The sequence below is a fragment of the Kribbella sp. NPDC023855 genome (assembly GCF_040639475.1).
Classification (GTDB): Bacteria; Actinomycetota; Actinomycetes; order Propionibacteriales; family Kribbellaceae; genus Kribbella.
In genome coordinates this window covers 1-26,597 of the sequence record NZ_JBFAAA010000011.1, presented here as the reverse complement: position 1 = coordinate 26,597, position 26,597 = coordinate 1, and the positions used below count along the sequence as shown (strand labels likewise).

The window sequence follows — 26,597 nt, the reverse complement described above, 5'->3', positions numbered from 1 at the left end:
AAAAAGCAACAACAAAACAAAAAACAGTGCGCCAGGCCTGTGCTGGCTGGGGAAGTGCCGCGCGCTGGGGGTGGCGTGGGCCTCGGCCTAGGGCGAGCAGGGTTCACAGCACATAGCCTCCCCGGGGCGGGGTCAGGTTGTGGGGGACGGGGCGGTGGGGCGTGGGGTGGGGTTTTGGTGGGTTATGGCGGTGGTTACTTCTTGGATGGCGGTGTGGAGGAGGGTGCCGTAGGCGTCTTGGGGGAGGTGGTGGGAGTGGGACTGCGCGGCGGTGATGTGGGTGGTGGCTGCTTCGAAGGAGCTGAGGCGGCGGTAGTTGTCGGCGAGGTTGAGGTGCAGGGAGGGGTAGAAGCCGGCGATGTGGAGGTCGGGGTGGTGGGACTGGGTGCGTTGTTCGGTGATCGCGTCGGCGGCGTCCAAGGCACGGATGTCCCAGGCGAGAGCTTGCGCCGGGTCTTCGTAAAGGTCGGCTAGGTAGTGGGCCAGGGTGCAGCGGTGGAGTGGGTCGCCGGTGACGCCGATGGTCGACCACAGAGCCAGGAATTTGTCGCGGGCTGAGATGACGCCGCCCGACCGGCCTTCTGCGACTGCCTGGGTGATGGCTTCCATGGTCGGATCGGAAGCGGCGGCTGTATTGGTTGGCATCTGGCCAGCGTCAGCGTTCAAGCGACTTGAAGGTCAAACAGCCGGCTGCGGGGGCGGGCGCAGCCGGCTGGGTGGGGTCAGGGCTTGGTGAAGCCGTTGGACCAGAGGGTGTTGACCTTGGCGCGTTCGGTGGCGTCTGGGTTGGGGTTGGTGCAGGAGGGGCCGGGGCCGCCGCCGGACATCAGTTCGGAGCAGGGGCCGGAGTAGTGGTCTGGGAGACCTAGGACGTGGCCGGTTTCGTGGGCGGTTACGCGGAGGGAGTCGTACTGCTGGTTCTGGGCGTAGTCCAGGAAGATGTAGCCGCCGCCGTGGCCGTCGGTCGAGGCATAAGACCCACGCGAGTCGTTGCCCTCGGTGTAGTAGAAGTCGTAGTTGCTGCCCTCAACGAGTTTCACGTTGCTGACCGAGGAGTTCCAGATCGACGTACTGGAAGCGATCTGGGATGCGAAGGTCGGGGCGTCGACCGCGTAGGTGACGGTGACCGCGGTGGCCTTCCTGCCCGCCTTGGCCTGCTGGGCCTGCTTCGCGCGGGCCGACTTCATCACCGCTTCGTAGAACGCCTTGGTGGCGGCCTCGTCCTGGGGTGATCCGGTGTACTTCGCGATGGTGGTGGGCGTGGCGGTTGTGCTGGGGGCGGCGGCGTACGCCGGTACGGCGAGGGCGGCGGCTGCTGCCAGCCCGGTCAGGGAAGTCAGGAGACGGCGATGCGACATGGGGAGGGCCTCACTCCGGGTCTGTGGCGGAAAGCGACCAGTGGATTACTGATCGCTACAGACCGGGATGTTGCCAAGCGGTGAAGAAAACCGCACCAGATCGGGAAGAACTCGGGGGTTAACCCTCGTTCTCCGACGCCGGCTCTATGACCGTCATAACTCGCTGGGTATGCCGACGTTCAGAATGCGGGCACCCGGTCCACGTTCGGCCAGCCGGTCGGCCTTGTTGTAGAGGTTGCAGCGTTGCAGGCTCAGGCAGCCGCAACCGATGCAGCCGTCCAGGTCGTCGCGCAGCCGCTCGAGCTCGGCGATCCGCTCGTCCAGCCGGCCGCGCCACGACTTCGACAGCCGGCTCCAGTCGGAGCGGGTCGGAGTACGGTCGTCGGGCAGTGAGTCCAGCGCCGCCTTGATCTCGGCCAGCGCCAGGCCGACTCGCTGGGCGGCCTGGATGAAGGCGATCCGGCGCAACGTACTGCGCAGGTACTGCCGCTGGTTCCCGGCGGTCCGCCGGGAGGTGATCAGGCCCTGGTCCTCGTAGAACCGCAAGGCCGACGAGGCGACTCCGGAGCGGTGCGCGATCTCCCCGATCGACAGCCAGTGGTCCTTGCTGGGAATGGTCTCCTCCGCCATACCTTCACCCTAGGACGCCCGCACAAGAGCTGAAGCGAACTTGAGCATGTCGAGTCAGTCACGCCTCACTGAGCACAGTGCAGGCATTCATCCCAGTACTGCGAGGCGCCAACCCCGGTGCTCGCTCGACAGCCTGCCTTCTCCACCCTTCGCGGGCGACGAACGCCCGGGGTCGAGGTCGCCTGAGTGGGTGTGGTCAGGGCGCGAGCCGATTCGGGGTATACTTTTCGGCGTCGGTGCGCGATCGCGTCACCAGAGCATTCCCCAGGCGCTCCGACCCGTCGGTTTCAGCATCCCGCTGATGGACCACCGGCGAAGATGGGTGCAACGCGATAGCACCCGCAGGTCGATGCCTAATCTCCTGCCCAGCACGATGACCGGCCAGTGCAGTGAACTCTGCGAAGCTTGTGGCCGGTGCTCCCGTGCGGCTCCGATCCGGCATCCGTCCGTGACGTTGAGAGAGAGATTGCGTGTCCCAGCACCACCAGGACCAGTTTGTACCCGCCGACGGCAACGAGGCCGCCGACCGGAAGAAGCCGCGGCACAAGAAGTTCCAGAGCCAGTCGTACGGCGAGCGGATGGCCGCCGAACTCGATGCACCCAGCACCCCCGGTACCGAGCGCAGCTCCGCCCGGGTCGAGAAGGTTGCCCCCGCCCCCGAGCGGCGCGGCGGCCCCTCGCAGTACTCCGACCGCGGCAGCCGTGGCGAGCGCCGTGACGCCCCGGTGAAGGGCTACCGCGCCGAGCGGACCCCCAGCCGTGGCAGCGACAACCGTTCTTCCTACCCGAAGAGCACCCAGCCGACGTCGTCGTACCCGAAGAGCAGCTACCAGGGCTCCTCGGACAAGCCGGCCTTCCGGAGCAACGACCGGGACAGCCGCGGTTTCGACCGCCCGGCCCGTGACGACCGCCCCGCTCGTGACGACGGCCCGGCGCGCACCTTCGACCGCGACGACCGCCCGGCCCGCAGCTTCGACCGCGACGACCGTCCGGCCCGCAGCTTCGACCGTGGCGACCGCGACAGCCGTGGTTTCGACCGCGACCGTCCGGCCCGCAACTACGACCGCGGCGACCGTGCCTACGACCGCCCCGAGCGCAAGTTCGAGCCGATCGAGGACCTCGGCGAGGTTGCCGAGGGCAATGGCTTCGCGGCGCTCGGGCTCGCCCCGCGGCTGGTGCAGCGGATGGCGAAGGACGGCATCACCACGCCGTTCCCGATCCAGGAAGCCACCATCCCGGACGCGCTGGCCGGCAAGGACGTGCTCGGCCGCGGTCAGACCGGTTCGGGCAAGACGCTCGGCTTCGGTCTGCCGACGCTGATGCGGCTGGCCGGCGGCCACACCGAGTCGCGCCGTCCGCGCGGCATGGTGCTGGTGCCGACCCGTGAGCTCGCCATGCAGGTGCACGACGCGCTCGAGCCGCTCGCCCACGTGATGGGTGTCTCGATCAAGCTGATCGCCGGCGGTCTGCCCTACCCGAAGCAGATCGACGCGCTGCGTCGCGGCGTCGACCTGCTGATCGCCACCCCCGGCCGGCTGATCGACCTGTGTGAGCAGGGCGCTGCCGACCTGGGCGCGGTCGAGGTGGCCGTGCTCGACGAGGCCGACCACATGTGCGACATGGGCTTCATGCCCGCCGTCACCACGCTGCTCGACATGACGCCGCCGGAAGGTCAGCGGCTGCTCTTCTCGGCGACGCTGGACAACGACGTCGACAAGATCGTGAAGACCTACCTGAAGGACCCGGTCACGCACTCGACCGAGTCCGGCCAGGCCACCGTCTCCACGATGGAGCACCACCTGCTCGTCATCGAGCCGGGTCACAAGCAGTCGCTGACGGCTGAGCTGGCCAGCCGCGACGGCCGCACCATCGTGTTCGTCCGGACCAAGCTGGGCGCCGACCGTGTCGCCACCCAGCTGCGCGACCGTGGCGTGATGGCCGCGGCGCTGCACGGCGGCCTGACCCAGGGCGCCCGGAACCGGACGCTGGACCAGTTCAAGGACGGTTCGGTCCCGGTGCTGGTCGCCACGGATGTCGCGGCTCGCGGTATCCACGTCGACGACGTCGGCCTGGTCGTCCAGGCTGACCCGCCGGCCGAGCACAAGGACTACCTGCACCGCGCCGGTCGTACCGCGCGCGCCGGTGGCAAGGGCGCGGTCGTCACGCTGCTCCTGCCGCACCAGCGCCGGGGCATGATCCGGATGGCCGAGTCGGCCGGTGTCGCCACCGAGCCGGTCCGCGCCCGTCCGGGTGACGGTCTGGTGACCGAGCTGACCGGCGGCACCAAGCCGTCGGGCTACCCGGTCAAGCTGCCCGCGCCGAAGCCGACGCGTGGCGGCGGCGGGTTCAACCGCGGCGGCAAGCGCTTCGGTGGTGGCAGCGGCGGTTACCAGGGCCGTGGCGCCAGCGGTGGCAGCCGTCGTCCGGAGCGCTCGGGCAGCGGCCCGCGCCGTTCCGAGGGTGGTAGCAACCGCTACGAAGGCGGCAACAAGACCTACCGCTGATCCAGCGTGAACAGAACCCCGGTGGCCGGCAACGGTCGCCGGGGTTTTTGCTTGCCTACTCGCCCTTTTCCGTTGCCTGCAGCTCCATTGCCAGCCGGGTCAGGATGATCTCGAGCTCGTCCGCGTCGAGCGGGACCAGTTCGAAGACGAGCCGGCCGTCCAGCGCGTGCGCCGTCTCGACGTAGATCGGCGGCGTACCGGCCTGCAACTCGGCGGCCAGTGTTGTGGCATCGATTCCGCCGGACACCGTCAGCAGCGCGCGCGACAGCGGCAGACCAGTCGGATCAGGCAGTACTTCGGCAGTCAGCCCGGGCAACTCGTTGGCCGCACTGACGAACGCGAGCACCTTCGCCGCCTGGTCGGCCTCCCACTTGGCCCGATCCATCGCGTGCCATTCCTCCAGTGCCGCGAGCACACCGACGATCGCTTCCTTCGTCGGTTTCATCGCGCGCCCGATTCCCTTGCCCTGGGCACGCACCGCTGCCACCAGTCGATGCGTTCCGAGCACCAGCCCGGCGGTCGGCGCGGCCAGGTACTTCTGCGCACTGATCAGTACGGCGTCCGCCCCCGTCGCAAGAAGGTCCGCTGCCCGGGGGAACTGGCCGGCGCCGTCGATGATCGCCGGTACGCCACGCCGATGAGCAGCCCGTACTGCGGCGGTCAGGTCCATCGCCTCGCCCGGCACGAGTCGCGATGCCACCAGCAGCAGACAAGCTACGTCCGGGCCGGCCAGTGCTTCGTCCAGTTCGTCAATGCTGCAACGCTTTTCGCTACCGGCCAGCGTCACGGACGCACCGGAGAGCCGGATCGCCTGCACGTTCGACTGGCCGTAGTCGACGACCTGCGAAGCGGGCAGGACGACGTGGTCGTGCAGGTCGCTGGTGTCCGGCAGCGCCGCGATCCGGTCGGGATCGACACCGGTCATGACGGCCGCCACGGCCAGCGTGATCGAGGCCGCGGTGCAGTGCGTGATCGCACCGGCCTGAGCTCCGGTCGCGTGCGCGAGGGCGTCGCTGGCCCGGTCGGCGAGCTCGTCCATCACGAAGAACTCGGGAAGTGCCCCGGCGACGGCGGCAGCCACTCCGGCTGAGCTGCGCGAGACCCCGAGCGGCGTGAAAGTCCCCTTGGCGTTGATGACCTCGGTCAGCCGATGCCGCTCATGTATCCCCATGGTGCGATTCACCATAGTAGCTTCGAGCATCGATCTGCCATGGCTCCGTCACTAAAAGTTGCCGGTGGTGGCAGTCGTTGTCAGCGCCGGGATATGGTCTGCCGGTGGGGAATGGGCGCTGGGGTCGTGTGGTGCTGATCTGTGCGGCGCTGGCGGTGGCCGCGGGCTCTGGCGTGCTCGCCGCCCGGCTGGCCGAGTCGGACCGCCCTACGACCGGCACGGTCCCCCCGACGACCGCGGTGACCACCCCCACCCCGACGCTCGCCCCGAGCGCGCCTTCCGGAGTACCGGAGTCGCCGTCGCCGACCGGGCCGACCGCAACGGCGGAACCGATGGCGATTCAGAACCGCACGGTGCTGCAGAGCCGGCTCTACAAGGTCGGGCGCATCCCCGCCTCGCGGTGCAAGGAGCCGACGGCCAGAGCGACCTCGCTGGCCAAGGTGAGGCTCTACTACACCGAGTTCCTGGCGTGCCTGAACAAGTCCTGGGAGCCGGTGATACGCGAGGCCGGCTTCAAGTTCCGGCCGCCCAAGCTGGTCGTGTACGCCGGTAAGTCGGCCAACTCGTTCTGCGACCTCACCAGCACCGCCGTGTACTGCGACGGCACCATCTTCATGAGCGCCGACTACGACCTGAAGAACCACGCGACCTACGACCCGCTCTGGGCCCGGACGACGATGGCGTTCCTGATCGCGCACGAGTACGGGCATCACGTCCAGGCGATGGCCGGCATCCTGCAGGCGTCGCACTTCCGTGAGCAGGTCAGCAGCAGCACGACCATGCAGCTGCTCGAGAGTCGCCGGCGTGAGCTGCAGGCCTCTTGCCTGAGTGGCGTCTACCTCGGCGCCGACAAGCAGTTCTTCCCGGCCCGCGGATCCTGGCTGCTGAAGTGGAAGTGGACCGTCCGCAACCGCGGTGACGAGTGGAACCCGAAGCGCACCCACGGCAACAAGACCAGCCACAGCCGCTGGTCCCGGGCAGGCTTCGACGCGGCAGACCCGGCAGCTTGCAACACGTTCGCCGCCAAGCCCGCGTCCCTCAACTGATCGCCAGCGCCAGCAACTGGTCGGCGAAGGTCTCCAGCGCCTGTACTGCGGACGCCGTGTCGCGGTCGACCAGCCAGCCCAGCGTCACTCCGTCGGTGATCGCCAGCGTCATCCGCGCGAGCTGTTCCGCCGGCACCTTCCACTCCACCTCGGTCGCCGCCGAGATGGCCGCCAGGATCGCCTCGATCCCGGCCAGCTGGCTGGCCCGTTGCTCCCGTGCCAACGGCTCGGTCTCCGCATTACGCAAGGCCCAGCTGGTCAACTCATAGGTGAGCAACTGTTCCTCAGGCGTCGACTCGACCAGCTGCCAGAAGCCGAGGAAGGCGTTGCGCACGCTGCCGGCCAGATCGCCTCCCGGCGTGATCGCCGAGCGGGCCGCCACCACCTGAGCGTCCGAGATCACCCGGATCACCTCGTGCAGCAGCTCCTCCTTGGACCGGAAGCAGTAGTGCACGATCCCGACCGAGATGCCGAGCTCCTGGGCGATCCGGCGGGTGGTCGTGGCGGCCAGACCTTCCCGGGTGGCGACCTGGATCGCGGCCTGGACAAGGTCGGCACGCCGCTCCTGTGCGGGGACCCGGGGCATCGATCTCCTCTCGACCGGTCTCACACTACGGCTTCCAGGTCAAGCGTCCAAGACTCTTGACCTGATGCTACTAGTGAGTCATCGTCAGTTTCTGACGTTCCCTGGCGTCATCCAGCTGAAGATGCTCCTAGGGAGGACCCGTGACGCGCCGCCCCGCACTCACCCACGTTGTCCGTACGACGACAGCCGCGCTCGCCGTCAGCGCAGTACTGGCCGCCGGCCTGTCCGGTACCAGCCAGGCCGAGCCAGCCGCTGCTGCCGCCACTCCACCCGCCGACTACTGCGTGGGGCAGTGTTCCGACATCGTCCCACCGGGGCAGAACGGCAACGCGACCTTCGCGGATCTCCTTCTTTTCAAGGGCTTCGGGAGCAGACCGCCACACTTCAGCGACACCCTCAAGCCCTATGAGCGGTTGGTCTGGAACTCCCAGGGCATCACCGACGAGGGCCTCGACCCGTACTTCGACGACGCGTCCTTCGGGGTTCCGCCGACCGACGTCGCGAGCACCTTCCAGCCGCGCGCGGACGTCACGATCGTGCGCGACAAGTCCCGCGGCATCCCGCACATCACCGGCACCACCCGTGAGGGCACGATGTTCGGCGCCGGGTACGCCGGTGCGCAGGACCGCCTCTTCGTGATGGACGTCTTCCGGCATCTCGGTCGCGGCCAGCTGACCCCGTTCGCCGGGGGAGCACCAGGCAACCGCGCGTTCGAGCAGGAGTTCTGGCGGACCGCGCCGTACACCGAAGCCGAGCTGCAGCAGCAGTATGACGACGCCGACGAGCGCTACGGCGCCAACGGGCTCAAGATGCAGAAGGACATCAAGGCCTGGGTGGACGGCGTCAACCACTACATCAACACCGTCGGCATCGCCTATCCGGGCGAGTACGTCGCTCTCGGCCTGCCGACCCCGCAGCCCTGGAAGGTGACCGACGTGGTCGCCACCGCGGCCGTGGTGGCGGGCATCTTCGGGACCGGCGGTGGCGGCGAGATGGCCTCCGCGCTCGCGTTGCTGGAGGCGCAGGCGAAGTACGGCGTTGCCCAGGGCACCAAGGTCTGGGAGTCGTTCCGCTCCCAGAACGACCCCGAGGCGAACACGACCGTGCACAACGGAACGTCCTTCCCCTACGGAGATGTCGGCGCGAACCCGGCCGGCCGGGCGATGCCGGATCGCGGCTCGGTGACGCCGGAACCCGAGGTGATCAACCAGACCGGCTCGGCCGCCACCGCCAAGACCGCCACCACGACGCTGAAGCCGAAGAGCAGCGACGGCATCAAGCCGCCGCAACGGGCCCAGGGCAAGGAATCGCTCCGTGGCATCTTCGACGCGGGACTGTTCCCCGAAGGCTTCGGACCCAAGGGCATGTCGAACGCGCTGCTCGTCTCCGGTCAGCACACCGCGAGCGGCAACCCGATCGCCGTCTACGGCCCGCAGACCGGGTACTTCGCACCGCAACTCCTGCTCCGCCAGGAACTCCAGGGACCGGGCGTCAGTTCGCGCGGTGTCGCGTTCGCCGGGCTCAACTTCTACACGCTGATCGGCCGCGGAGCCGACTACTCCTGGAGCGCGACCTCGGCCGGCCAGGACATCACCGACACGTACGCCGTGCCGCTGTGCGAGCCCGGTGGCGGTACGCCGACCAAGAACTCGACGCACTACGTGTTCCGCGGTCAGTGTGTACCGATCGAGAAGCTGGAGCGGCACAACGCGTGGTACTCGAGCCTCGGTTCGTCGGAGCCCGCCGGGTCGTACACGTTGGTTGCCCAGCGCACGAAGTACGGGATCGTCACGCATCGCGGGACGGTGGCCGGCCGGCCGGTGCTGTTCACCAAGAACCGTGCGACGTACGGGAACGAGGCGGGGTCCGCGCTCGGGTTCATGCTGTTCAACGATCCCGACGCGATCCACTCGGCGGCCGACTTCCAGAAGGCGGCGGAGAACATCGGCTACACCTTCAACTGGTTCTACACCGACAAGAACTCGATCGCGTACTACAACTCCGGTGACAACCCGGTCCGTGCCGCGGGTGCCGACCCGAACCTGCCGACCTGGAGCACGTACGAGTGGCAGGGCTGGAACCCGACGACCAACCGGGCGACGTACACGCCGCCGGCGCAGCATCCCCAGGTGGTCAACCAGGACTACCTGACCAGCTGGAACAACAAGCAGGCGCCGGGCTTCTCGGCGGCCGACGGCAACTTCGGCTACAACTCGGTCTACCGCAGCCAGCCGCTGGACGACCGGATCAAGGCCGTGATCGGGTCCGGTCAGAAGTTCACCCGCGGCAAGCTGGTCGAGGCGATGGAGTCGGCCGCGACGGTCGACCTGCGCGCCGACCAGGTGCTCCCGTATCTGTTGCGGGTCCTGAAGAGCGCGCCGATCACCGACCCGGCCGTGGCCGACGCGGTCGCGAAGTTGCAGGCCTGGCAGGCGGCGGGCAGTCATCGCAAGTCGCCGAACGAGGCCTCGAAAACCTACGACCACGCCGCGGCGATCCGGATCCTCGACGCCTGGTGGCCACTGCTCGTGCCGGCCCAGTTCCAGGGCCTCGGGCCGGACCTCTACAACGCGCTGGTGAGCGCCCAGAAGATCGACGAGCGGCCGAGCGCGCAAGGCTCCGCCTTCCAGAACGGCTGGTGGGGATTCGTCCAGCGCGACCTGCGCAAGGTGCTCGGCGATCCGGTCAAGACCGCACAACCGATCACGTACTGCGGTGGCGGATCGCTCGCCGCCTGCCGATCGGTGCTCGCCGATTCCTTGCTAGCGGCAACGAAGGTGCCGGCGACGACGACGTACCCCGGAACCGGTGACTGCGCCGCGGGCGACCAGTACTGCGCGGACCAGATCGTGCACCAGCCGATGGGCGGTATCACCCAGGACCGGATCGCGTGGGTCAACCGGCCGACGTACCAGCAGGTGATCGAGTTCCCGGCGCGGCGCGGGGACGACCTCAGCAACCTGGCGGTGGGCAGGACGGCGACCGCGAGCAGCTACGAGCGAGGTTGGTTCGACTCGCCACCGTCGAAGGCCGTCGATGGCAATCCGACGACGCGCTGGGCGAGCAACTGGTCGGATCCGCAATGGCTGAAAGTGGACCTCGGCACTGAACAGGCGGTCGGCCGGGTGGTGCTCCAGTGGGAGGCGGCGTACGGGTCGGCGTACCGGATCGAGGTGTCGCGGGACAACGTGAACTGGCAGCAGGTGTTCGCGACGAGCACGGGCAACGGGGGAGAGGATGTGGCCCGGTTCGCGCCGGTTCAGGCGCGGTACGTGCGGATGACGGGCACCCGGCGGGCGACGTCGTACGGGTATTCGGTCTACGAGCTGCAGGTCTACCGGCAATGACCCCCAAGTGCCTGGAAAGATGACGGCATGAACCAGAACTTTCCCCCGAACCCGAACCAGCCCTACCCGCCGCAGGGTCCGCCGCCGCAGGGATACCAGCAGGGACCGCCGCCGGGGTACGCCCCGCAGCCCGGTTACCAGCAGGGTCCGCCGCAGGGGTACGGACAGCCTGGCTACGGGCAGGCGCCCGGCGGGTACCAGCCGGCCCGGCAGCAGAACGTGCCCCACGTCGCGCCGCAGGGTTCGCCGTACCCGGTGCTGGTCTCGACGATGAACGACCTGCCCGGGTACACCGCGGAGAAGGTGTTCGGCGAGGTGTTCGGGCTGACCGTGCGGAGCCGCGACTTCGGGTCGAACTTCACCGCCAGCTTCCGGTCGCTGGGTGGCGGCGAGGTGCCGGAGTACACCCAGATGCTGGCCGAGTCGCGGCACGTCGCGGTGATGCGGATGTGCCAGATGGCCCAGCAGATGGGTGCGAACGCGATCCTGGCGATGCGGTTCGACTGCACCGAGATTGCCCAGACGATGAGCGAGGTGGCGGCGTACGGAACAGCCGTCATCGTCCGGCCGGCGGAAAAGCCCCGGCCCCAGGACACTGCCCCCGACAAAGAGGCTGATGCCAGTGACAAGTAACCCGTTTGCCTTCGGCCCCGATTTCTTGTGGGGCGTCTCGACGTCGGCGTACCAGATCGAAGGGGCCGTGACCGAGGACGGTCGCGGGCCCTCGACCTGGGACACGTTCTGTGCCGAACCCGGCCGGATCGTGAACGGCGACACCGGGGCGGTCGCGTGCGACCACTACCACCGGTACGTCGAGGACGTCGCGCTGCTGCGGGAGCTCGGGGTCGACGTCTACCGGTTCTCATTCTCCTGGCCGCGCGTGCAGCCGGGCGGGAAGGGCCTGGCCAACGGCGCCGGGCTGGACTTCTACGACCGGCTGATCGACGAGTTGCTTGCCGCTGGCATCAAACCCGCGCCGACCCTGTACCACTGGGACACCCCGCAGGAGCTGGAGGACGCGGGCGGCTGGCTGAACCGGGACATCACCGAGCGGTTCGCCGACTACGCGACGATTCTTGCCGAGCGGTTCGCCGACCGGGTCCCGCTGTGGATGACGATCAACGAGCCGATGGTGCTCACGTTGCTCGGTTACGGCATGGGTGGCCACGCTCCGGGCAAGTCGCTCGGCTTCGAGGCGTTGCCGGTGGCGCATCACCTGCTGCTGGCGCACGGCCGCGCAGTACAGGCTCTGCGGGCCGGTGGCGCGTCGAACATCGGCATCGCGTCGAACCACTCGCCGACCTGGCCGGCCAGCGACAGTGCCGAGGACGTCGAGGCGGCAGGGCTCTACGACAACCTGATCAACTGGATGTTCGCCGACCCGATCGTGCTCGGTGAGTACCCGGCCGGGATCGGCGACGGGATGCCGGGTCCGGTTGCCGAGGACCTGAAGATCATCTCGACCCCGATCGACTGGTTCGGCCTCAACCACTACGCGCCCGCCCGCGTCGGCGCGCCGACCGGCAACCCGGACACGGCCGCGACCGACGGCCTGCCGATCCCCGAGGGCCTGCCGTTCGAGCCGCGCGCGATGGACGACTACCCGAAGACCGACTTCGGCTGGCCGATCGTGCCGGAGGCTTTCGGCGAGATCCTGCGCACCTTCCAGACCCGGTACGGCGACAAGCTGCCGCCGATCTACATCACCGAGAACGGCTGCGCGATCAACGACGAGCCGGTGGACGGCGTGGTCGAGGACCAGCGCCGGATCGACTACCTGGACGGCTATCTGCGGTCGCTGAAGGGCGCGATCGACGACGGCGTGGACGTTCGCGGGTACTTCCAGTGGTCGCTGCTCGACAACTTCGAATGGGCTGCCGGCTACACCCAGCGCTTCGGCCTGATCCACGTCGACTACGACACGCTGACCAGGACCCCGAAGTCGTCGTACCACTGGTACCGCGACGTGATCGCCAAGAGCCGGGAATGACCACCCCGCGGCTGCCTGACCAGGCGCTGGCCGAGCCGATCGACCGGGTGAGCCGCCGGTGGACTTTTGGTGTGGTGCTCGCGAACGTCGGGGTCTTCGCTGCCTGGATCGGACCGATTCAGGTGCTGCTGGCGCAGCAGGCCGACGCGATCGACCCGGCGAACAAGGAGTTCGTGTTCGGCCTGGTGACCGGTGTCGGCGCCGCCATCTCGGTGGTCGCGAATCCGTTGTTCGGCGCCATTTCCGATCTCACCACCTCGCGGTTCGGGCGCCGGGCGCCGTGGGTGCTGGCCGGCGCCATCGGAGGGGTGGCCGGTCTGCTGATCCTGGCGGTCTCGGGTTCGACGGCCGGGATGCTGCTCGGTTGGTGCCTGGTGCAACTGTTCTGCAACGCGTTGCTGGCGGCAATCACCGCGGCGGTTCCGGACCGGGTGCCGACGGTGCAGCGTGGTTCGGTGGGCGGCTGGGTCGCGCTCGCGCAGACGCTGGGTGGCCTCGCCGGGGTCGGGTTGGCCACGGCCTTCGGAGGGATCCGTGCGGGGTACATCGCCTGTGCTGTCTTCCTGCTTGTCTCGGTGCTCCCTTATCTGCGGGCCAGTGGTGATCGGCGGCTGCCTGAGCGTCCGCTGTTCCGTTTGGTCGACTTCGTTCGTGGCTTTTGGGTGAGCCCGCGGCGCTACCCGGACTTTGGTTGGGCCTGGCTGACCCGCTTCCTGCTCAACCTGGGCAATGCTTTGGGCACGCTCTACCTGTTCTTCTACCTGCAGGATGCGGTTGGTTACGGCGACCCGGGGACCGGCGTACTGATCCTGGTCGCGATCTACAGCGTCTTCGTCGTGCTGACCGCGGTCTGGTCGGGTGGCTGGTCGGACCGTCTCGGCCGCCGGAAGGTCTTCGTCACCTGGGCCGGCGTGGTGATGGCGCTCGGTGCGCTGGTGCTCGCGGTTTGGCCGACCTGGAGTGGTGCGATCGCCGGCGCGATCGTGTTGGGCATCGGGTTCGGCGTCTACCTGTCGGTCGACTTCGCCCTGCTCACCGAGGTCCTGCCGAGCGCCCGCGACCGGGCCAAGGACCTCGGCGTGATCAACATCGCCAACTCCTTGCCCCAGGTGATCGCCCCCGCGATCGCCGCGCCGGTCGTTAAGGTGCTCGGTGGCTATCCGGTCTTGTACGTCCTGGCCGCGGCGGTCACCCTCTTGGGCGCAGTACTGGTGAAGAAGATCAAGTCGGTCGCCTAGTCTGCTGGTCATGCCGCTGTTTTCCTTTGAGGGCGTCAGCCCGACCGTGCACCCGGAAGCCTGGATCGCGCCGACCGCCACCCTGGTCGGGAACGTGGTCGTCGAGAAGGACGCCTCGATCTGGTACGGCGTGGTGATCCGCGCCGACCTGGGGCAGGTGATCATCCGGGAGGGCGCGAACATCCAGGACAACTCGGTCATCCACGTCGGCGACGGGATCTGCGAGGTCGGCAAGAACGCGACCGTCGGTCACCAGTGCCTGGTTCACGACTGCACGGTGGGCGAGCAGGCGCTGATCGGCAACGGCGCGATCGTGCTCGACGGGGCCGTCATCGGCGCACGCACGCTGGTCGCCGCGGGAGCTACCGTCACGCCGGGGTCGGTCATTCCGGGAGAGTCCGTGGCTCTTGGCAGTCCGGCCAAGAAGATCATCCCACTGGAAGGCACCGCCAAGCTCTTCGTCGATCACAACGCGACGGTCTACCACCACCTGGCTCGGCGGCACGCGGCTTCGGTCGAACAGGTCGGCTAGCCCTCGGCCGAGCAGGCCGGATAGCCCTCGGCGGGCAGCTCGGGCTAGCCCTCGGGCCGGGCGGCTCGGCTAGCTTCGGTAGAGCTCTGCGATCAGGGCGACGGCGTCCTGGGTCGCGGGGTGGGGATCCTGCCGCGGCCAGATGACCCGGACGGCAACGGGCGGGGCGTCGCGGAGCGGACGGAAGGTGACACCTGCCCGCCGGTACTGCGTGGCCGTGCTCTCCGGGGTGATGCCGACGACCGTGCCGGCCGCGATCCGGGCCAGCCAGTCGTCGACGTCGGCGGTGCCCTCGAACCGGGGCTGGTCGCCGGTCGGCCAGAGGTCGGCGGACGTCGTACCGGTCCGGCGGTCGGACATCACCGTGCGGGTGCGGACCTCGTCGAGCCGGATCGAGCGGCGGCGGGCCCAGGGGTCGTCGGCGGCCATCACGATGAAGCGGCGTTCGAGACCGACCTCGGTGACGGCGAAGTGCTTCTCGTCGGGTGGGGTGCGGACGATGGCGAGATCGCAGACGCCCTCGGCGAGGCCGCCGCTCGGGGTGTTGGTGCGGATCAGTAGCAGGTCGACGTCGGGGTGCTGTTCCGCCCAGCGCCGTTGAAAGGCAGCGGTGTACCGGCCGAGTGCGGACCAGGCGTGGCCGACCCGGAGCCGCGCGTGGCCGGAGGTTGCCTCGCTGATCAGCTCGTCCATCTCGGCCAGGAGGCGACGTGCGCGCGGTACGAGCTGGGCTCCTGTCGGGGTGAGCGCGATGGTCCGGCTCGTCCGGTGGAGGAGCTTGACTTTCAGCGTCTGCTCGAGCGAGGCCAACGTCCTCGACACGGCCGCTTGCGAGACCCCGAGGTCGATCGCGGCGTCGGTGAAACTGCCTGCGTCCACAATCGCAACCAGTGTCTTCAGATGACGAAGCTCCACATCCATACGCCCATCGTATAGATCTTCGCCACATGCATTTTGCGTATTGCTTCGGCAGGCACACGCTGACGGTATGACAGCCGTAGTAGAACCCGAGACCGTCCGTGAAAGCGGCCGACTCGGTGGGATCGCGATGATGCTCGGCAGCGCGCTCTCCAACCAGGTCGGCGCGGCGACCGGTGCCCTCGCGTTTCCCGCGCTCGGTCCGGCAGGCGTTGTCGCCGTGCGTCAGTGGGTGGCTGCCATCGTGCTCGTGAGCATCACCCGGCCGCGCTTCCGGGCCTTCACCCGGCGGGAATGGTCGCCCGTCCTCGCGCTGGCCCTGGTCTACGCGGTGATGAACCTGACCCTCTACACCGCCATCGACCGCATCGGCCTCGGCCTCGCGGTCACACTCGAATTCCTCGGCCCGTTGGCCATCGCCCTGTCAGCCTCCCGCCGAAGACTCGACCTGTACTGCGCCCTGGCGGCGGGCGCGGCCGTCGTCGTACTGATGCGCCCGCAGCCCACGACCGACTACCTCGGCATCGCGCTGGGGTTGGTCGCGGCTGCGTGCTGGGCGGCGTACATCCTCTTGAACCGCACGCTGGGCAGCCGCCTTCCCTCCGCCCAAGGCGCCGCTGCCGCTTCGACGGTCTCGGCCATCGCTTACCTGCCAGTGGGCCTGTGGATTCTTTTCCATCACCAGCCGTCTCTCCAGTACGTCGCCTACGCGGTGGTGGCGGGTGTGCTCTCGTCAGCCGTTCCTTTCCTGGTTGATCTGGTCGCGTTGCGACGCGTCCCGGCCGGCTTCTTCGGTTTGTTCATGAGCGTCAACCCGTTGCTCGCAGTACTGGTCGGTTGGGTGGTTCTCGATCAGACTCTCGGCCTGGTCGAGTGGCTCGCCATCGCCGCGATCGTCACGGCCAACGCCACCGCGGCCGTCACCCGAGTCGCGCCCTGAACGCGCGGCGGTAGGCGCTCGGGGTCGTCCGTACTGCGTTGCGGAAGCGGCGGCGGAGGTTGGTGGCGGACGAGAGGCCGACGCGATTGGCGATGGTTTCGATCGGGAGGTCGGTTTCCTCCAGCAGGGCACGGGTTCGCGCGATGCGTTGAGCCAGCAACCATTGGCCCGGGGTCGCGCCGAGCTGCTCGGCGAAACGGCGCGCGAGGGTTCGCGGAGAGACGTTGATCCGCTTCGCCAGGTCGTCGACGGTGATCGGCTCGGCCAGGTGGTCGGTCGCCCAGTCGAGGAGCTCACCGAGCGAGGCGGTGGGCGCCGGGTCGGGTTCGGCGCGGTACTGGATCTGACCGCCTTCGCGATGGGGCGGCATCACCATCAGCCGGGCTCTGCGGGCGGCGTACGCGGCGCCATGGTCGTTGCGGACCAGCTGGAGACACAGGTCGATCCCTGTGCCCGAGCCGCCACTGGTCGCGATGTCGCCGTGGTCGATGTAGAGCACGTCCGGGTCGACCTTCACGGCGGGGTAGCGGCGCTGGAGCTCTTCGGCGTACCGCCAATGGGTGGTTGCCCGGCGGCCGTCGAGGAGTCCGGTGGCCGCCAGGGCGGCCGCTCCCGAACAGATGCTGACCAGTCGGGCACCACGCTTGTGGGCTTGCCGGAGCGCGCGGAGTACGGGTGTGGTCGGCTCGGCGCCGATCGGCAACCAGCCCGGTACGACGATCGTGTCCGCGTGGTTGAGCGTGCGCAGGCCTTTGGGCACCACCATGTCGAAGCCCTCGGTGGTCCGGATCGGGCCGGGGTGCTCGGTGCACACGTCGAAGCGGTAGGGCTCGGCGCGGAAGACCGCGGCGGCGCACCCCAGCTCGAAGCTCGCCTGCGGCGCCGTCACCAGCGCCACGACCCGATGGGTGGTCATGGCAGAAAAGTACCCGACCGGGACTATCCAGACACTGGGGACAAAGCTGTGGACAACTGATGATCGAGGGCATGCAGAACTTCGAATGGGCGACCGCCGACGACGTACCCGTCCGTGAGCTCTTCCCCGGGATCCGGCTGCGGACGCTGTGGTCGGGGGAGGTGGCCTCGGCGCACGTGCTCGAGATGGATCCCGGGTCCCGCTGGGAAGGGATCGACGTCCACCAGCCGGGTCCGGAGGAGGTTTGTGTGGTCTCCGGTGTTTTCAACGATGGAATCCGGGATTATCCGGCCGGGTCATTCATCCACGCCCCGGCTGGGTCTTCCCACGTGCCGCAATCGGTGGACGGCTGCACGTTGTTCCTGTTCTATCCCGAAGGGTAAGCACAGGACGGATAAAGGTGGCGTAAGGGGATTTCTTGATGCCGCTGTTAGCCGCCGTCGGGTTGAATCTTCGGCAGTGGTGACGTCACTACGCCGCGAGTCGGGGATCGGGTTTCCGGGGCGGACAGCCCGAGCTCCCGGCTCGCGTCAGCCGCACCTGGCTGGCATCGCGTCAGCCGCACCTGGCTGGCATCGCGTCAGCCGCACCTGGCTGGCGCAGTCTCGGCCACCCGCCGAAGTCGATATCCGACGCCGGGGACCGTCTCGATCAAGGCGGGTGGTCCGAGCTTTCGCCGCAACGTCATCATCGTGACGCGGACCGCGTTGGTGAAGGGATCGGCATGCTCGTCCCACGCCTTCTCGAGCAGTTCCTCGGCGCTGACCACGACGCCGGCGGCTCGCATCAGCACGTCCAGCACCGCGAACTCCTTCGGCGACAACGGAAGGAATCGGCCCTCCCGGCTGGCCTGGTGCCTGGGAAGATCGAGTACTACGCCTTGCCAACGCCGTACGGGAGGAAGGGCAGGTACCGACCTGCGGCCGAGGGCCTGGACCCTGGCCACCAGCTCCATCGTCTCGAACGGCCAGGACAGTACGTCGTCGGCGCCGAGGGCCAGTCCTTCGACGCGATCCTCGACTTCTGGCGACTGGGTGAGCAGGAGGAGGCACGGCCCCTCGCCGGTCGCGGCCACCTTCCGGAGTACCTCGACGGCCGGGATCGCCGGCAGTTCGCTGTCGAGGACGGCCACGTCGTACGCGTGGACGCCGATGCGCTCCAGCGCGGCGGCTCCGTCATGGCAGACGTCGACCGCCATCGACAACCTGCGCAGCGTGCGGGCGGTGGCGGCCACGCATTCCCGATCAACTCCTGCTAGCAGTACGCGCACCGATAATTCTCCCCAGTTCAGACCTCTCCCGAGTATCGCTGAATTCGGCGGTCCCGCCGGTGGTCGCCAGCGCGTCTTCTTCGTCCGTTGGGCGTTACAGCGTTGTTTTCGTGACAAGCGCCACAATAGGTGCTTGATCTCAGAGGCAATTGCTCGCAGTATCCACTCCTCTTTAAATAGTCAAAGAATGAAGAAATCCCTCTGCTGATGGGGGGTGCGGCGCGGGGTCGGAGGGGCTACTGTTCGGTAAGCATTTTGGCCGAGGGGAGCGCGGATGGTGGAGGTCGGGCTGCGGCCGAGTCGCTGGGTTGCGGTGGCCGGGTTCGCTCTCGTGGGCGCCGCGACGCAGCTGGTCTGGCTGAACTTCGCCGGCGTGACGACGGTGGCCGCCGAGCGGTACGGGGTGTCCGAGAGCGCGATCGGCTGGCTCGCCCAGGTCTTCCCCCTGTTGTACGTCGTCCTGGCGATTCCGGCCGGGCTGATTCTGGACAAGTGGTTCCGCAGCGGCCTCGTCGCCGGTGCCGTGCTGACCGCGGTCGGGGCACTGCTTCGACTCGGCGGTGACGACTACGGCTGGTTGCTGGCCGGCCAGATCGTCGCGTCGGTTGCTCAGCCGCTGGTCCTGAACGCGGTCACTGGCATCACCGGGCGGTACCTCGCTGTTAAAGACCGGCCGACCGGGATCGCGGCCGGTACGGCGAGTGTCTTCGCGGGCATGGTCCTCGCCTTCTTGCTGTCGGCACTATTTGCTGACAGCAATGAGCTTCCGACGATGTTGTGGCTGTCGGCAATCTTCTCCGTCGTTGCGGCGGTCGTCCTGATCGTTGCCTTGCGCAAGCCGGGGGAGCACAAGGCGGAGCGGCGCCGACCGGACCGCAGTACCTTGCGGATCGCCTGGGGTGATCCTTTGGTCAGGCGGCTGAGCGTGCTGGCGCTCTTCCCGTTCGGGGTCTTCGTTGCCATGACCACCTTCTCCCAAGCACTCCTGGAGCCGGCCGGCGTCACGGCCAGCACGGCCTCGACGATCCTGCTGGTCAACGTGATCGCCGGGGTGATCGGCAGCGCCGTAGTACCGGTTCTGGTTGCTCGCCGCCATGCTGAAGCAGCCCTCTTGGTGGCTAGCCTGACCATCACGGCGCTGGCTTGCGCGGCACTGGCCTTCGCGCCGAGCGTGGTGATGGCGTTCGTTGCCATCACAGTGATCGGGTTCTTGTTGCTGCCCGCCTTGCCTGTCGTCTTGGAACTCGTCGAACGGCGTACTGGCGAAGCCGAAGGCACGGCCGCGGGGCTCATCTGGATGTTCGGCAACCTCGGCGGGCTGTTGGTTGCGACCGCTGTTGGCCTGCTGGTCGACCGGCCGCTGGCCGCGTTCTTGGTGATGGCGGGGATCGCGCTGGTCGCAGTACCGGGGGCTCGTGCTTTGAAGCGGCCTATTGCGGAGCTTGACGCTGCCGAGGTTGACGCTGCCGAGCCAGGCTGACGGCGGTGACGGCTGTCGCTAGCAGGCCGCCGGCGCCGGCGGCGATGAAGGTTGTGCGGGCGTCGGTGTGTTCCAGCAGAAGACCGCCGAGGACATAGGAGAGGCCCGCGGCAAGGCCGATAGCGCCGTACAGGTTGCCGAACACGCGACCGAGCATGCCGGCCGGTACGAGGCGCTGCAGGTGTGTGTTGATCGCGACGTCGAGGGCCGCGATGCCGAGTCCGCGGATCGTTTGCAGGGCAAGGGCGGCCCAGACCGCCCAAGCGAGCCCGGTGAAGAGGTTGCCCAGACTGCTGATCGCGAACCCGACGATCAGCAGCACCGGCATGGCGAACCGCGTCGCGTGCCGAGTGAGGAGCGCGTAACCGATCACGAGTCCGATGCCGACACCGGCGTACAGGATCGCCGCCGACGAGTCCCCGCCGTGCAGCTCGTCCTTGGCGAGGAACACCATCGCCACGTCGTCAACCCCGCTGAACGCGACCACCGCAAAGAACCCGATCCCGATCGCCCGAATCGCCTTGGTTCGCCAGATGTACCCGAGCCCTTCCTTGGCATTGGCGAACACCGACGTACCGCTGTGCTCATTGGCCGGCGGCAAACTCGGCAGACCACTCAACAACAACGCCGACACGAAGAACGTGACCGCGTCGATCACCAGAATCCCACGCACATCGGTGACGAGAAACAACCCCGCCGCCACCAACGGCCCCAACGCATCGAGTCCATTGGTCCCGGCCCCCAGCGTCGAGTTGGCAGTCTCGAGCTGCTCATCCGGAACCAACGCCGGCACCGCACTCCGGCTACTAGCCTGAAACACCTGAGCCACCAGACTCCGCACCGCGATCAACACGAGCAGTATCGGCAACGGCGGCAACGTAGCCGCCATCGCCAGCACCAACACTCCCTGCGCCAGATCACACCCCACCATCACCTTGCGCAGATCAACCCGATCCCCAACCACCCCCGCAAACGCCCCGAACAACCCCGGCGTGAAGTCCCCCGCCAACAAAACCAACGCCACCGCCAACGCCGCCCCAGTCTCCCCCTCCACAAACAACAAAACCGCAACCAAACTCAAAGAATCCCCAAGAAACGAAACCCCTCGAGCCCAAAACAACCGCCGAAACCCAGGATTCCCCCGCAACACCCCAACCGCCCCCACCCGCCCACCCCCACCGGCCCCAGCACTCACCTCGCCCCGTCCACTCCCTGCCACCAACCCAACCCCCGCCGGCCCACCCTCCCCAGCCCCCGTCGACCCACCTTCCTCAACCCCTGACCCCATCTGTCCAGTCTCCGCCCCCGACCACCCCACCCGCCCCCGATTTACCATCCACTACGATGGACCCGCACTCCCGTGCACCCGCCGACGTGGCGCAACTGGCAGCGCACCGCTCTTGTAAAGCGGTGGTTAGGGGTTCGAGTCCCCTCGTCGGCTCTCTCACCAGCAGATATGCCCTCCGGGGCATCTTCAAATGGCACTCAACCGACCGCTTACTGACCGCTTTGCCGGGGGTTTCTTCCCACGCGCGCTCCGCAGCCGCTCCTCCGTCGCGCCCGCTACGCCCGACTCCCGCCCACCCGACGCTCTGCGGGCTACGCCCGCTTCCTGCGTGCTCCGCGCGCCATCAACCACCCTGGCTGGCCGCGTTCGAATAGCGGCTGCGATTGCGTCGTGGCCAGATCCGCCGACGCCGACCGATCGGCGGAGCGACATGCGGGGACACCGCGAAGCTGGATTCGTGGGAAGCCTGTCTCTTGGAGCCGCCGTCCAACGCCGCTTGGTCCGACACGCTGTGTCATCAGCGACGTGATGGCGCGGACAGTAATCTCCAATCATGGTTCAGGGGGCTCGACAGAGCACGAGCCTGGAGGTCGTGGCCGCTGATCCCCAGGATCGGGACTCCATCACGGCCGCGATTGACCTGGGTAACGAAGCGCGGACGACTCTGGGCCACCTGCCATGGGCTGCCTATGACGCTGCGGCGGTGGACGGCACCTTACTGCTGGCGAGACTGGATGAACGCGTCGTGGGATATGCGCTATACGCCTTGGCGCGAAACCGGGTACGCCTGACCCATCTCTGTGTCGATCCCTCCGCCCGGGCGCAGGGCATTGCTAGGAAGTTGATCGACGAGATCAGCAGCCGTCATCGGGAGCGGCTGGGAATACTGGCTCGTTGCAGGAACGATTACGGACTGGCCCCGGTTTGGCTCAGTCTGGGCTTCACTCCACTTGGTGAGAAACGTGGCAGGGGAAAGACCGGCCAGCCTCTGACTATTTGGTGGCGCGATCATCAGCACGAGCATCTGTACTCGATCGATCCTGAAACGGTCCTCGTGCGCGCGGCGATCGATATGAACATCCTCCGTAACCTGATGGAGCAGCAACGTCCAAGGCACGATGAAGCAGTGTCCCTGGTCGAAGACCACTTGAGCGACCGCCTTCAGCTCTTCCGAACCCAGTCACTCGACGCGGAGATCCAAGTCATCACCGGCAAGCTTCGGCAGGACTGTCTGCAGAAGATCCAGTCGTGGCCGAACGCGCCTCGCGATGAGGACAGGTTCGACGAAATCAGAGCTTCGTTGCTCGCCGAGGCAGTCAAAGTGATCCGCGGATATCCACGCAGCACCCAGGACGAGTTCGACCTTATGCATGTTGCGAACGCGATCGCAGCAGATCTCAATGTCTTCGTGACCGTCGACAACGAACTGATCAGGGTGCTTGGACCGGAAGCTCAGCGGCAGGGAACCCGTATCCTGCGGCCCGTCGACGTGGTGGTCCGAATCGACGAGCTGTCCAGAGCCGAGTCCTATCGACCGATCGAGCTACAGAACACGGCCTTTACGGAGCGGTTGATTGCCAGTGGTGAGGATGAAAGTGTAGGAACGCTGGCCAACACGACCGCGGGTGAGAAGCCGAAGGTCCTGATCCAGGCGGCCCGCACCTTCGCTACCTCTGGGACCGGCGAACGAGTGGGCGTCTTCAACCCCGGCGGCGAACTTGTCGCGTACTACGGGGTTCGTCAAGATGGCGACGTTTTGTCTATCTTGAATCTCCGTGTCAGTGAAGGGCCGATCGGTGAGACCTTGATCCGGCAGATTCTGTTCCGGCTCCGTCACCAGGCCTTGGCTCGGAACGTCAGGGTCCTGTCCATCGACGGCGAATCCCTGCAACGCAAGGCAAGAGTTGCAGCAATCGAGGACGGATTCCTAGAGGCTAACGGCCGGCTCCATGCCTTCGTCATCGATCAGCTAGGCGATGCCTCTACGCTCGAACATCTCGCTGTACAAGCGGCGCGTATCGCGGCTATAGACCCACCGCCCCCTCTGCGTCAGGGGATGCATGCGATCGCCGCCTCGGAACTCGAGCGCGTATGGTGGCCAGCCAAACTAGCCGATAGTCAGTTGCCGTCCTACCTGATTCCGATCAAGCAAGACTTCTCTGTCGAGCTGCTGGGCGTGCCGTCCAGCCTCTATCCCCGCAGCGACAGCCTCGGCCTCAACCGTGAACATGTCTACTACCGTCGACGCAGCAGTTGGAGCATGGATTCGCCTGCGCGACTCCTTTGGTACATGAGCGGGGGGAAGGGGAAAGCTGGTGCTGCCGCGGCGATCATCGCCTGTTCGCAGCTCGACGCTGTCCACCACGGACCGCCCGAGGAGCTGCACAGCCGCTTCCAGCATCTTGGTGTGTGGAACCTCAGCAATGTGATAGGTGCCGCCCGCAACGGGGTGGCCGAGGCTCTGCGGTTCACCAACACTGAACTCTTCCCTCGCCCGGTGAGCCTTCGACGGCTCGCACAGCTGGGAACGGACAATGGCGTCTCCGGCGCTCCTCCACAAAGCCCGAGACGGATCTCGCCGGACCTGTTCGCGGCGATCTACACCGAAGGGATGGCCCGATGACGACACCATCAGCGCTGCTGTTGTCACTACGCCCCCGGTTCGCCGAAGCCATCCTCAACGGCTCTAAGACGATCGAAATCCGCCGCCGTCCGGTTAGGGCGCCAGCCGGAACCCCACTGATCCTCTACGCCAGCTCACCGACGATGGCAGTCGTCGGCACCGCCGTCCTAGCCGACGTTCTCGTGCTTACCCCGCACACGGCGTGGCGCCGTTACCGCGAGAGCCTCGGGGTGACCTGGTCTGAATTCATGGACTATCTCGAAGGGGCACCAGCAGCGCACCTCCTCAGGGTGACCGACGCGAAGGAACTCGATCAGCCGATACCGCTGCAGGTTCTGCGACGTACCACACGGTTTAACCCACCGCAGAGCTTCCGCTACGTAGCTCCCACCGACCCGTTGCAACTACGCCGTCTCGTCAGTCGTTGAGAGGATCCCTAGCGCGATGTCTTTCTCGGAGCACGATCTAGAGAGCTGGACCGAGCTGGTCACCTCCATGCACGCCGTCACAGCCCACGATCCGGCCGATGAGCGGTTAGCGTATGAAGCAATGGCCAACATCTGGTCCGGATCCGGATATCAGGGCTACGACACTCTGTCGGATGCTGCACTTCGAATGCTCATCACTGCAACAGAGATCGGGTACGTCGCCGCGCTGAAGGACATCCGCAACGGAGACCTTGACGCCGAAATCCTTGGACGGCGGCCAGACATCGCAGATCTGTAAACACCACGGCTAGTTGTGGTGAACCCAGAGCTTCGCCGTGCCAACCGTCGGCCATCGTCAGCGCTTGCCTGAATGTACGGCTCGTCAAGAGCATCCTGGCTGGAACAATCCTAGAGAGTAGGGTTCGCTGACGGCGCCTGATTCAGCTCGTGGAGGTTCCGCAGCGCGTCCTCTAGGTGGCCCGCGGCCTCTGGATTCCGAGTACGCCTGCCGATGTAGTCATCGACCGTGGTCGACGTTCTGGAATGTCCGAGTTGGTCAGCAATCCTCCGTGGCGTCTGCCCAGCATCTTCAAGGATCGTCGCGGTTGTTTTCCGAAAGACGTGAGCGGTAACCCATGCCATTTCGTCGGCCAGTGATCGCATGCCTGCCAACTCGGTGAGCTCCAGCAGTGCCGCCCGGTCGCCCTTGGTTAACCTGTATGCATCGGCCAGTGCGATCGCATCCTTGGCGTCCAACCTCACGCGGCCGGTCTCGATCAGGCTGATCCTCGTCTTGCGCCAGCCGAGCTTCGAAACTGCTTGGACCTGTGTGAGGCCGGCCTTACGTCGATGGGATCTCAGCGTCTTACCGAGCTCAATGCGCCGCTGGCCACCGATCGGACGTCTTGCGTCCCGCAGCGAGCGCTGGACGTTGTGAGGATCCCGGAAGCCACCGACGGAGTCCGGAAAGACGGGGGAGTCCAGTGGGGTCTCGGCATTCCACCGAGCGCGAACCATCTCAAGCGCCCACTTCGGCAATCGGAGGCTTCGTTCACCCGCAGCGGACTTCACTCGGCGGCGCACCAGGCCCTGCCCTCTCAGCCTCTGCATCTGGTGGCTGCAGTCGACCTCGCCGGTCTCCCGGTTGATGTCTCTCCAGGTGACCGCCAAGGCCTCGCCGATCCGCTCACCGGTGGCCAGCATGAACTTGCAGAGATCCACGAGGTCGGCTCGGACAGCACGCTCGTCCTGCCGCAGCAGCTCAAACCACGCGTCCCTCTCCTCAGCCTCCAGCGCTCGCGGCGGCCGTCGCCTCGTCCCCGGCCGGATCTTGATCTCTCGAACAGGGTTCGCATCCAAAGCGCCATGCCGGACCGAAAGCGAGAGCGCCCCGGACAGGATGCTCTTACAGGTCCTAGCGCTAGCCGCGCCGACCTCGTCTCTGATCGCTTTGATGACGTCGTTGACCCTCGGCGTCGTCACCTCACCGAGGCGAACCTCAGCAATCCGCGGAGCAAGGTTCTTGTCGTACTGATACCGGTAGGTCTGATACGTCCCCGGAGCCATGACCTCCTGCTCGCCAAGCTCCTTCACCTCGGCCAGGAACAGCTCAACAGCCACCGCCACCCGGTCATCCGGCTTGATCTCCGAAGACCCTCGCAACTTGGTACGAGTCTTCAACTTGGTCCTGAGATTGTTCTCGGCCCCAGTCGCGGTCTTGCCCCAAGCGGTCACCCGCCGAGTACGACCATCGAAGTCGCGATACCTCGCCTTGGCCTCGAACTTATCCGCCCGACCCTTGGCATCTCTGCTGACAGCCCGCGAAGAGATCCTGCCCCAAGTGCCCAACGGCAACGGCTGCTTCGCCACCCAGACCTCCCGCAAGAACGCCCGTCCGGCCCGATTCCGAACGGCCTTGCTTACTCAACGTCTGAGACCTGGGACAAACGGCGCCTACTGGCCAACTTCCTTGTGCGACTGCACGACCTCGTCGCTCGCGTTGGCAACCAGCCGCGGCTCACCGTTCTGGACCTATTGCCCACGCCGTCCTGAGGCTCGTCGTCAGACACAGCGTTGCTCGACAGACGCTGAACGCCCTTTAACCATCCGTGACCGCACCGAGGCTATCCACGTGCCGTATTCATGACGAGCGACACTCAGACACGCCCGCCACTGCACGGGATCGACCCAGGTCTGCCGCATCTGACAGGTCGAACACCGTCACACTTCTTGCAATCAAGGCGTTTCTAGCGCCGAAACGGCTGGATGCGATCTGGCGACGGTGTGGGATGTGCCGGGTTTTGCGCTCCACCGCTGGTCAGCGGGAGGCCGG

Annotated in this window: 23 protein-coding genes and 1 tRNA gene; 14 read left to right on the top strand and 10 right to left on the bottom strand. The window is 67.0% G+C overall.

The features are described 5' to 3' along the window. Positions 1-132 precede the first annotated feature (132 nt). From AB0F51_RS30350 to soxR, 3 genes are all read right to left on the bottom strand, one after another. Positions 133-645, bottom strand: coding sequence for a hypothetical protein (locus AB0F51_RS30350; RefSeq protein WP_360285391.1), 513 nt, complete (start codon positions 643-645; stop codon positions 133-135). A 77-nt stretch (positions 646-722) separates the two neighbouring features. Beyond that, positions 723-1,358, bottom strand: coding sequence for a snapalysin (gene snpA, locus AB0F51_RS30345; RefSeq protein WP_360285389.1), 636 nt, complete (start codon positions 1,356-1,358; stop codon positions 723-725). 153 nt (positions 1,359-1,511) lie between these two features. Then, positions 1,512-1,988, bottom strand: coding sequence for a redox-sensitive transcriptional activator SoxR (gene soxR, locus AB0F51_RS30340; protein ID WP_360285388.1), 477 nt, complete (start codon positions 1,986-1,988; stop codon positions 1,512-1,514). Between the two features lie 470 nt (positions 1,989-2,458). Here soxR and AB0F51_RS30335 point away from each other — a divergent pair, with 470 nt between their 5' ends. Beyond that, positions 2,459-4,492, top strand: coding sequence for a DEAD/DEAH box helicase (locus AB0F51_RS30335; RefSeq protein WP_360285386.1), 2,034 nt, complete (start codon positions 2,459-2,461; stop codon positions 4,490-4,492). A 55-nt stretch (positions 4,493-4,547) separates the two neighbouring features. Here the strand turns inward: AB0F51_RS30335 and AB0F51_RS30330 are convergent, their stop codons facing one another. Then, positions 4,548-5,663: an aminotransferase class V-fold PLP-dependent enzyme gene (locus AB0F51_RS30330; protein WP_360285384.1), complete on the bottom strand. Its 1,116-nt coding sequence runs from the start codon at positions 5,661-5,663 to the stop codon at positions 4,548-4,550. A 104-nt stretch (positions 5,664-5,767) separates the two neighbouring features. Here AB0F51_RS30330 and AB0F51_RS30325 point away from each other — a divergent pair, with 104 nt between their 5' ends. Then, on the top strand, positions 5,768-6,709 hold the full coding sequence (locus AB0F51_RS30325; RefSeq protein ID WP_360285383.1) for a neutral zinc metallopeptidase: 942 nt from the start codon (positions 5,768-5,770) through the stop codon (positions 6,707-6,709). Here the strand turns inward: AB0F51_RS30325 and AB0F51_RS30320 are convergent. Next, a complete protein-coding gene (locus AB0F51_RS30320; RefSeq protein ID WP_360285381.1) occupies positions 6,702-7,295 on the bottom strand; it encodes a TetR family transcriptional regulator in 594 nt (197 codons plus the stop codon). The two genes, AB0F51_RS30325 and AB0F51_RS30320, sit on opposite strands and share 8 nt — an antisense overlap. 140 nt (positions 7,296-7,435) lie before the next feature. Here AB0F51_RS30320 and AB0F51_RS30315 point away from each other — a divergent pair, with 140 nt between their 5' ends. Genes AB0F51_RS30315 through AB0F51_RS30295 form a run of 5 tightly spaced genes read left to right on the top strand, consistent with a single transcriptional unit; the run spans position 7,436 to position 14,402 of the window. Then, entirely contained in the window at positions 7,436-10,642 is a 3,207-nt protein-coding gene (locus AB0F51_RS30315; protein WP_360285380.1) for a penicillin acylase family protein, read from the top strand. Between the two features lie 27 nt (positions 10,643-10,669). Further along, entirely contained in the window at positions 10,670-11,275 is a 606-nt protein-coding gene (locus AB0F51_RS30310; RefSeq protein ID WP_360285378.1) for a YbjQ family protein, read from the top strand. Continuing rightward, complete coding sequence (locus tag AB0F51_RS30305) at positions 11,259-12,632, top strand: GH1 family beta-glucosidase (RefSeq protein ID WP_360285377.1); 1,374 nt, start codon at positions 11,259-11,261, stop codon at positions 12,630-12,632. The genes AB0F51_RS30310 and AB0F51_RS30305 overlap by 17 nt, the downstream gene beginning before the upstream one ends. Then, entirely contained in the window at positions 12,629-13,870 is a 1,242-nt protein-coding gene (locus AB0F51_RS30300) for an MFS transporter (protein WP_360285376.1), read from the top strand. Before AB0F51_RS30305 ends, AB0F51_RS30300 begins: the two co-directional genes overlap by 4 nt. Before the next feature lie 10 nt (positions 13,871-13,880). Then, positions 13,881-14,402 carry a gamma carbonic anhydrase family protein gene (locus tag AB0F51_RS30295; protein WP_360285374.1) on the top strand — a complete coding sequence of 174 codons (522 nt, stop codon included), beginning with the start codon at positions 13,881-13,883 and terminating at the stop codon, positions 14,400-14,402. Positions 14,403-14,471: 69 nt separating this feature from the next. On the opposite strand, the gene AB0F51_RS30290 is transcribed toward AB0F51_RS30295, so the two are convergent. Further along, positions 14,472-15,323, bottom strand: coding sequence for a LysR family transcriptional regulator (locus tag AB0F51_RS30290; protein WP_360285373.1), 852 nt, complete (start codon positions 15,321-15,323; stop codon positions 14,472-14,474). A 67-nt stretch (positions 15,324-15,390) separates the two neighbouring features. On the opposite strand from AB0F51_RS30290, the gene AB0F51_RS30285 reads away from it, so the two are divergent. Further along, positions 15,391-16,260, top strand: coding sequence for an EamA family transporter (locus AB0F51_RS30285; RefSeq protein WP_360285371.1), 870 nt, complete (start codon positions 15,391-15,393; stop codon positions 16,258-16,260). Here AB0F51_RS30285 and AB0F51_RS30280 read toward each other — a convergent pair. Further along, the gene (locus AB0F51_RS30280; RefSeq protein ID WP_360285370.1) at positions 16,241-17,176 is read right to left on the bottom strand and encodes a helix-turn-helix domain-containing protein; all 936 of its coding nucleotides are present in this window, start codon (positions 17,174-17,176) and stop codon (positions 16,241-16,243) included. The genes AB0F51_RS30285 and AB0F51_RS30280 overlap by 20 nt on opposite strands. A gap of 59 nt (positions 17,177-17,235) precedes the next feature. On the opposite strand from AB0F51_RS30280, the gene AB0F51_RS30275 reads away from it, so the two are divergent. After that, complete coding sequence (locus AB0F51_RS30275; protein WP_360285369.1) at positions 17,236-17,559, top strand: cupin domain-containing protein; 324 nt, start codon at positions 17,236-17,238, stop codon at positions 17,557-17,559. Positions 17,560-17,756: 197 nt separating this feature from the next. On the opposite strand, the gene AB0F51_RS30270 is transcribed toward AB0F51_RS30275, so the two are convergent. Further along, positions 17,757-18,446 carry a response regulator transcription factor gene (locus AB0F51_RS30270; protein ID WP_360285368.1) on the bottom strand — a complete coding sequence of 230 codons (690 nt, stop codon included), beginning with the start codon at positions 18,444-18,446 and terminating at the stop codon, positions 17,757-17,759. A 274-nt stretch (positions 18,447-18,720) separates the two neighbouring features. On the opposite strand from AB0F51_RS30270, the gene AB0F51_RS30265 reads away from it, so the two are divergent. Beyond that, a complete protein-coding gene (locus AB0F51_RS30265) occupies positions 18,721-19,926 on the top strand; it encodes an MFS transporter (protein ID WP_360285367.1) in 1,206 nt (401 codons plus the stop codon). Here the strand turns inward: AB0F51_RS30265 and AB0F51_RS30260 are convergent. Further along, positions 19,877-21,214, bottom strand: a complete 1,338-nt coding sequence (locus tag AB0F51_RS30260) for an MFS transporter (RefSeq protein ID WP_360285365.1) — start codon at positions 21,212-21,214, stop codon at positions 19,877-19,879. The genes AB0F51_RS30265 and AB0F51_RS30260 overlap by 50 nt on opposite strands. A gap of 80 nt (positions 21,215-21,294) precedes the next feature. On the opposite strand from AB0F51_RS30260, the gene AB0F51_RS30255 reads away from it, so the two are divergent. The 4 genes from AB0F51_RS30255 (at position 21,295) to AB0F51_RS30240 (ending at position 24,563) form a co-directional block, all read left to right on the top strand. After that, positions 21,295-21,367, top strand: a tRNA-Thr gene (locus AB0F51_RS30255). Between the two features lie 400 nt (positions 21,368-21,767). Continuing rightward, positions 21,768-23,837: a GNAT family N-acetyltransferase gene (locus AB0F51_RS30250; RefSeq protein WP_360285364.1), complete on the top strand. Its 2,070-nt coding sequence runs from the start codon at positions 21,768-21,770 to the stop codon at positions 23,835-23,837. Continuing rightward, positions 23,834-24,265 carry an ASCH domain-containing protein gene (locus AB0F51_RS30245; RefSeq protein WP_360285362.1) on the top strand — a complete coding sequence of 144 codons (432 nt, stop codon included), beginning with the start codon at positions 23,834-23,836 and terminating at the stop codon, positions 24,263-24,265. The genes AB0F51_RS30250 and AB0F51_RS30245 overlap by 4 nt, the downstream gene beginning before the upstream one ends. A gap of 16 nt (positions 24,266-24,281) precedes the next feature. After that, a complete protein-coding gene (locus AB0F51_RS30240) occupies positions 24,282-24,563 on the top strand; it encodes a hypothetical protein (RefSeq protein ID WP_360285361.1) in 282 nt (93 codons plus the stop codon). A 110-nt stretch (positions 24,564-24,673) separates the two neighbouring features. Here the strand turns inward: AB0F51_RS30240 and AB0F51_RS30235 are convergent, their stop codons facing one another. Then, positions 24,674-26,134, bottom strand: coding sequence for a helix-turn-helix domain-containing protein (locus AB0F51_RS30235; protein ID WP_360285359.1), 1,461 nt, complete (start codon positions 26,132-26,134; stop codon positions 24,674-24,676). Between the last annotated feature and the right edge of the window lie 463 nt (positions 26,135-26,597).